The organism is uncultured Anaerovibrio sp., from assembly GCA_902786545.1.
In the GTDB taxonomy this organism is placed as follows: domain Bacteria; phylum Bacillota; class Negativicutes; order Selenomonadales; family Selenomonadaceae; genus Anaerovibrio.
Genome location: CADACU010000020.1, coordinates 21,168 through 27,723, shown reverse-complemented (window position 1 = coordinate 27,723; position 6,556 = coordinate 21,168). Strand labels below are relative to the sequence as shown.

General features: G+C 45.3%; 8 protein-coding genes and 1 tRNA gene. 2 read left to right on the top strand and 7 right to left on the bottom strand.

The genetic code is table 11. From position 1 onward, the window contains the following. On the top strand, nt 1-595 hold a 595-nt coding region (locus QZV24_RS05635; RefSeq protein WP_294521316.1), incomplete at its 5' end, for a polysaccharide deacetylase family protein. 35 nt (nt 596-630) lie between these two features. After that, complete coding sequence (locus QZV24_RS05630; RefSeq protein WP_294521312.1) at nt 631-1,029, top strand: hypothetical protein; 399 nt, start codon at nt 631-633, stop codon at nt 1,027-1,029. A 50-nt stretch (nt 1,030-1,079) separates the two neighbouring features. Here QZV24_RS05630 and QZV24_RS05625 read toward each other — a convergent pair whose 3' ends face one another. The 7 genes from QZV24_RS05625 to QZV24_RS05595 form a co-directional block, all read right to left on the bottom strand. After that, a complete protein-coding gene (locus tag QZV24_RS05625) occupies nt 1,080-1,667 on the bottom strand; it encodes a hypothetical protein (RefSeq protein WP_294521308.1) in 588 nt (195 codons plus the stop codon). Between the two features lie 67 nt (nt 1,668-1,734). Next, nucleotides 1,735-1,810: transfer RNA gene (locus QZV24_RS05620), tRNA-Ala, on the bottom strand. A gap of 57 nt (nt 1,811-1,867) precedes the next feature. Beyond that, nucleotides 1,868-2,803, bottom strand: a complete 936-nt coding sequence (locus tag QZV24_RS05615; protein WP_294521305.1) for a hypothetical protein — start codon at nt 2,801-2,803, stop codon at nt 1,868-1,870. Between the two features lie 12 nt (nt 2,804-2,815). After that, nucleotides 2,816-3,154, bottom strand: coding sequence for a hypothetical protein (locus QZV24_RS05610; protein WP_294521300.1), 339 nt, complete (start codon nt 3,152-3,154; stop codon nt 2,816-2,818). A 21-nt stretch (nt 3,155-3,175) separates the two neighbouring features. Then, complete coding sequence (locus tag QZV24_RS05605) at nt 3,176-4,855, bottom strand: DUF342 domain-containing protein (protein ID WP_294521296.1); 1,680 nt, start codon at nt 4,853-4,855, stop codon at nt 3,176-3,178. Between the two features lie 82 nt (nt 4,856-4,937). Next, complete coding sequence (locus QZV24_RS05600) at nt 4,938-5,690, bottom strand: sigma-70 family RNA polymerase sigma factor (protein ID WP_294521293.1); 753 nt, start codon at nt 5,688-5,690, stop codon at nt 4,938-4,940. A 484-nt stretch (nt 5,691-6,174) separates the two neighbouring features. Continuing rightward, nucleotides 6,175-6,543 carry a hypothetical protein gene (locus tag QZV24_RS05595; RefSeq protein WP_294521290.1) on the bottom strand — a complete coding sequence of 123 codons (369 nt, stop codon included), beginning with the start codon at nt 6,541-6,543 and terminating at the stop codon, nt 6,175-6,177. Nucleotides 6,544-6,556 lie beyond the last annotated feature (13 nt).

Below are 6,556 nucleotides of genomic sequence, written 5' to 3'. Positions count from 1 at the left end.
CAACACACCTTTGCCACCAAAGCCGATTCTGATTACCTTTGATGACGGCTATGAGGATAACTATACCTATGCTTATCCTATATTAAAGGAATATAATATGAAGGCAACCATTTTCCTGGTGTCTGACTATATGGACCGGTTTGATAAATATCTTACCTGGCAGCAGGTTTATGAAATGAGTGCAAACAACATCTATATGGGCAGTCATACCCTCAGCCACTACGAGCTTACGCCCCTTTCCACTCAGGATATGGACATACAGCTGGTAGGTGGTAAACTGGCTGTGGAGTGGCATACCTTCCGTTTCTGTGAGTTTATTGCTTATCCTTGCGGTTCATTCAACACTCAGGTGCTTTCCGAAACCAAAAAAGCCGGCTATAAGGGCGGATTTACGGTTTATTACGATTATGTTCGAGCCGGTGATGACCCGTATAAACTCAGCCGGATACCAATTTACGGCAACCTGCGCCTGCCTATGCTCAGATTTTGGATAAGGCTCAAGGCTGCACCGGTAGTAGGCCGGCTGGAAAGATTGCGGGCTTCCCTTTTGGAATCCAATCACGATATATTGGCTGAATTTATTCCTACCCCTTAACATTAGTGCACTGACACATAGGAGGAAATTATTTGATGGCAAACATCATCTCATATCTGGTTTTATTTTCCCTGATTGCCTTGTTCTTCTTCACTATGAAACGAATAATGAAACGAGACAATGTTATAAACGAGCTTATTATTGGCTTTTACGATCAAACCTCCATTTCCAAGGATGAGTTGATTGATAGGATTTACGACTATGCCAATAGTGATTTTCGCTTAAAAAAGCTGGTGAATAAGCATCAGGCCACCAGAGATGACTTTATGACTATATTCGAAAAGCTAATCTACTGGGGTAATTTCAAAAAGCGTAAACGCTACCTTCCAGTCAATTCCTTTTTCTTCTACGGTTCGTTAAGCTACCTTTTGGAACACAAGGATGACGATGCCAAAAAGCTGACCATGAAAATGATGAATTATTTCCATATATAATAATCAATATTAAAAGGGAGAAAGTGCCTTGGCACTTTCTCCCTTTTTCATTAACCCAGTTTATGGGTATATTTCTTTACATCACCTTTGAGGATGTCAATATCAATATCAAAGCCGGCCGGATTGTCCGGATCTCCCTTGATGGACTTATCGTAGTTGTAGCTTTTGTTTACCACAACCTCATCGGTAAGCTTGTCGCTGTTGCGGATAACAATATTCCGAAAGACAGTTACATATTCCCCTTCCATTTTTTCCACATACAGCTCATCCTTCAGCTTGCGGATTTCCGCTTCATAGTCTGTTGCCGGACGGAACTCCTCCAAAGCCTTCTGGTAATCATTGTAGCCTTCGTCCCGCTTTACATGACCTTCCTCCAGATGTTCTCTGGCAATCAGATCACCTATAATCGGGAATTTAACCTTTACATAGTCCAGTACCTCCTTGGCATGGGCCAGTGATTTGATTTCTTCCTCCAGCTCATCGATTTCCGTTCCCCGCTTCTTGATTTCCTCCTGAAGGGTCTTTATCCCCTCATCCTTTTCCTGCATCTGATCCCGAGTAGCGACCTTTACATAAATAACTCCCATTATGCAAAGCAAAGCAAAAACTCCGGCCACAATCATCGGCAATAAATTCATTTCAAAATACCCCTTTTCCCCTTAAAAATAAAAAGCCTCAGTTTCCACTGAGGCTTAGTTTGCTATATGGTGGAGACGAGGAGAATCGAACTCCTGACCCCCTGCTTGCAAGGCAGGTGCTCTCCCAGCTGAGCTACGCCCCCATTCACGATGAATATTATACGAAAAATATTTTTCTATGTCAAATAATTATTTTCGCATTATTTACGCACCTGTTGAAGCAGTCGCACAGCCTCCATGCCCAATCCGGTCAGCTTGCCGACCTCCTCCGGTTCAAAGCCTGCCTCCAACAGCTTTCTGGCTATAATGGTAGCTTCCTCAGCAGACAGCTCCTCGCCTCCCGCCACATTACCTGTAGCCCGGCTAATGTATTTCTGAATGGCTTCTTCTTCATTTACACCAACTACCCGCTCGGGTGAAATGATATCCGGTTCTGGTTTTGTCGCTATAACAGTAGGTTCTGCCACCTCTATATAAGGCTCTTCCTCTGGAAATTTGTCCGTCACCGGCTCATCATCTGGCCAAAAGGTATCCTCATCATCTTGGGGCGTCTGCTGTATTGCTTTTTCGTTGCTGTGAAGCTCAGCTTCATCTGTATCGTTATCGTATACTCCCAGCTCATTTTGAGCAGCCTCCAAGGCCATAGAGGCCTCTCGGATAGCTTCCAGAGCTTTTAACTGCATCTCCGACATTTTGTTCTCAGCTTCTGGCTGAGTTATGTCTTCATATCCGTCATTTTCCCCGCCATACAAATCAGCCTGGGCGAAATCGTCGTGCTCATCTCCCCCAGGCAAGTTTTCCAAATCCCTATTACCGGTCAGCTGAGCAACATTTTCCCCAATGTTTATCTGCCGCTGAGCCTGTACATCCATTTGCAGCTGCTTGAATTCGTCCATCCGGCGTTCCAACAAATCAGCCTTATAATCTGCTTCCCGGAGCAAGGTCTCCAAATGATCGATGTGTCCCGCCATACGGCTGATAATTTCATCTGCCGACTGCTCCAGTTCATAACGCAACCGCCCGGCCGAGGCTTCTATCACTTCCGTATCGTTTTCCGCCTGTTGCATCTGTCGACGGGCGATAACGACAATAATCGCTCCAACTATAATTAAAAAACCTAAAATCTCAGTGGTCATCAAAATCTCCCGTTAAAAACTAATATCTATATTGTGGCCCCGATATTGGTCCACCGCCATTTTAACCGGCTCAGGCTCCTGAGTTTCTTCCTCCTCCTGAGTTGGATTCTGGCGTTTCTTGGCATGATAGCCACCCTTGCCTCGCTCATCATCCGGATTTTCCCGAATCTTCTGACCCTCAGCTTCTTCCTTGCTTCTGACCTGCTTTTGAATCCGCTCCTGATCCTCCCGGTCCTTCAAGGCCTGGTTATCATGTACTACTGCACCGTGCTGATTGATATTGTGCTGTACCTGCCCCACATCTGTAGCCTGTGGTACAACCATTCTTATATTCATTGGGCTAAAATCCATACCTACAGCCCCTTTCCTTTATCAATAGGCACCTATCTTAATAAAGTCATCCTCTACATACTGGGTACAATGATTTTCCTCTACCTGAACATTTTTCAAAATAGAATTTATGCTCATTCTCACCCCAGGGAACATGGTATCCTTGACCCGAATTCGGCCACGCTTCATCTTCTGCAGTTCCACATCCAATTCCTTCAAGGTCTTTTCGCTGCGCTCCACCAAACCAGCCAGCGGGAACTGGGAGCGAATAAGCGCATTTATACGCTCAGCTTTATCCTCCGGCATCTGGCTTATATCAATCTTCCCCAGAGTATTGACCATCTTGGTAACCTGTTCAAGACGCTTTTTTGCATCATTATATTCTTTTAAAACCTGTTGGTAGCGTTTCTGAATCATAGGATTTACACCTACGGTCAGGCGGGTGGCTACATTCATGGAATTACCAATAGTATTAGCCCGAATTTCCTCCCCAGCTGCCAGGAAACCACCATTGATAAGCCCCCGACGGCCTTCTACTGCCAGCGTGTGGCCAGCCCTTATAGTTGAATGCATAGCCACATCAGTAATAATCACATTGCCCCCTGCCTCAATATCCGCATTCTCAGCAAAGGTAGCCTGAAAATCATCTTCAGCACGAATAGCGCCCCGGTTCATGCCCTGAACGCCACCCTTTACATATATATTACGACCGGAAACATCTGCGCCGCTTATCATCCCATTGATTTCAATATCACCAGTGGCTTTTAAAACAAACCCCTGCTGAACACTACCGCCCACAGTAACACTGCCAACAAAATCGATGTTGCCTGTGGCCATTCCCACATCCCCCTGAATATCCAGATGCGGGTCAACACTTATCTTGGAACCGGTATCAACTATTTGTCCATCAATATCCGACACAATGAGATTCTCATCCTTGATACTGGTATTCTTGCCTGCCGGCACCGGTTTTGGCTTGCCAGGTTTCTGCCTTACCTGTGCACCATGGAGATTAGTTCCAGGCGTACCAGTAGTATGAGGAATTCGCTCAGCCAACAGCTGCCCCTTCTTGGCCAGACAGAAAATATTCAAATCCTTGTAATGAACCCGATCATGTTCATCAATAACCGGGCGCCCTTTGATACCCAAATCAAACTTCCGGATAATCTTGGCATCCAGTCCGTTTTCTGGTGGTGTTCCCACAGCAACCTTAGTCAGCTTGCCACTCTCGGCTGCTTCCTTTATCGCTTCTTCATCTATACCGTAAACTATATTTTTCTGAGCCAATGCTTCCTTGATCATTTCAACTGTAGGTATTGACTCATTTTCCTTTATTTCAAACCTGGCCAAGGCTTCCATTTTATCACGGGACACATCAATAAAAACCTTGCCATACACCTGCTTTTCTGCCAACTCTTCGGCTGTCATTTCTATAGATACATTGGCATTTTTGCTACCGGAAAAATTCGCCGGCAAAGTGAATTTTTCGGAAATTTTCGTTGGAATTCCGGAAGCCTCCCGTACCAATCTGGCCAGGAGCTCCAAATCATAATCCTCTACACTGTATTCTTTCAGAATAAGCCGCATATCGGATAATTCAAATTTTATTCCAGGTTCCTGAGAATCGAAAACCGTCAAATATACGCCGTCACCACGAAATTCCACCAAATAGCCGGAATCCTTGCTCCCCACTTCAGAGACCGATTTCTTTTCCTCATCCATAAACAGCCCTCCTTCAGTTATCTCACTCCACCAAGAGACAACCTGCAAAACGCCTCCCTGCATTTTGCAAAATCTATCTGAATCACATTTCTATTGCTTCGTTAGCCAAAAAGCCCCGTAATTTGAAAATTGCCTTTGTATGTAACTGGCAAATACGCGCCTCTGATAAATGAAGCACCTGGCTGATTTCCTTCATAGTCAGCTCCTCATGATAATACAGGGACACTACCAGCCGCTCCTTGTCTGACAGCTGGTCAATAGCCTTTGCCAGAGTTTCTTTCATCTCTATTGCTTCCAGACTTTTAGTCGGGTCGTTGACAGCCGTAGCCGCCGTTTCTGATTTTATATATTCCCCCAAGGGAATTATGGTGGATGCACTCACCTGCTGCTCCAAGTTGTGCAGCTGATCCACACTTATTTCCAGTTCATCCGCCAGCTCATCATCGGTTGGCGTCCGACCGAGACTTCCCTCCAAAGTGATAATTGCCGATTCATATCTTTTTATTTTCTGACGCAAAGATACAGAAATCCAATCCCGAGACCGAAGATCATCCTTCATGGCTCCGCTTATTCTGATACCGGCATAAGTCTCGAATTTATTTCCACGATTGTAATCGTATCTGTCTATGGCATCCATTAAACCAAAATAGCCGCTGACCTTCAGGTCATCGGTATCAACATGATTTGGCAGACTGATAGCCAACCGTCCTGCTATTGTATTAACTAAAGGGAGATAGTGCTCTACCAGTTTATTCCTGATTTCTATATCCTTATTCTGACTGTAAAGCACCCATAGATCTCTAACTTCTTCAGGAGTTAAAGCTTCAGTAAGCAATCTATCTCACCTCCTTTTTGCTTGTTATTTTGCCGCAATACTGTGTTGTTTCCTCCTCATCCTCGGTCGGTGTACGAGCTTGTACACCTCAGTCGGATTCGTCGTCACGCCTTGTCTTGCGACAAACTTCCTGCGCAAACTAACTGTTATTTTATCCTCAATACTGTGCTGTATTCTCCTCAGCCTCAGTCGATGTACGACCTTGTACACCTCAATCGGGCTTGTCGTCACGCCTTGTCTTGCGACAAACTTCCTGCGCAAACTGCCTGTAATTTTGCCGCAATACTGTGTTGTTTCCTCCTCGCCCTCAGTCGATGTACGACCTTGTACACCTTAATCGGGCTTGTCATCACGCCTTGTCTTGCGACAAACTTCCTGCGCAAACTAACTGTTATTTTATCCTCAATACTGTGCTGCATTTTCCTCAGCCTCAGTCGATATACTTACTAGTACACCTCAGCCGGATTCATCGCTTTAGAAGAGTTTACTCCACCGGCTCCTCGGCCACATGCCGCAATTCATCTGCCTGCAATGGCACAAAGCCCTCATTTTCGTCCTCTGCTATGCCTTCAGAGTCCGCTTCAGAGCCTTCTTCCGGCTCCTCATCACCATTCAGGTCTTCCTCTTCCTCAGCCGCCTTTTCCATATTCTCTTCCATCTCATGAATAATGGAAGCATACCCCAATCGATCAAAAAGAACGATACCGAGATATACTACAACACCTGCAACTATAAAGCTACAAAATGCCCGGCCAAGCACTATCTGTAACCGAGCATCTGATAACAGTCCCGCGACCATAGCAGTTAAACCTGCTATGGCCGCAAAGACCAAAGCTGCACCTAGCTTAAACACATCAAATCACCAA

Coding starts and splice junctions, on each gene's coding strand:
- QZV24_RS05630 (WP_294521312.1), top strand. CDS start 631: ATGGCAAACATCATCTCATATCTGGTTTTATTTTCCCTGATTGCCTTG.
- QZV24_RS05625 (WP_294521308.1), bottom strand. CDS start 1,667: ATGAATTTATTGCCGATGATTGTGGCCGGAGTTTTTGCTTTGCTTTGC.
- QZV24_RS05615 (WP_294521305.1), bottom strand. CDS start 2,803: ATGACCACTGAGATTTTAGGTTTTTTAATTATAGTTGGAGCGATTATT.
- QZV24_RS05610 (WP_294521300.1), bottom strand. CDS start 3,154: ATGGATTTTAGCCCAATGAATATAAGAATGGTTGTACCACAGGCTACA.
- QZV24_RS05605 (WP_294521296.1), bottom strand. CDS start 4,855: ATGGATGAGGAAAAGAAATCGGTCTCTGAAGTGGGGAGCAAGGATTCC.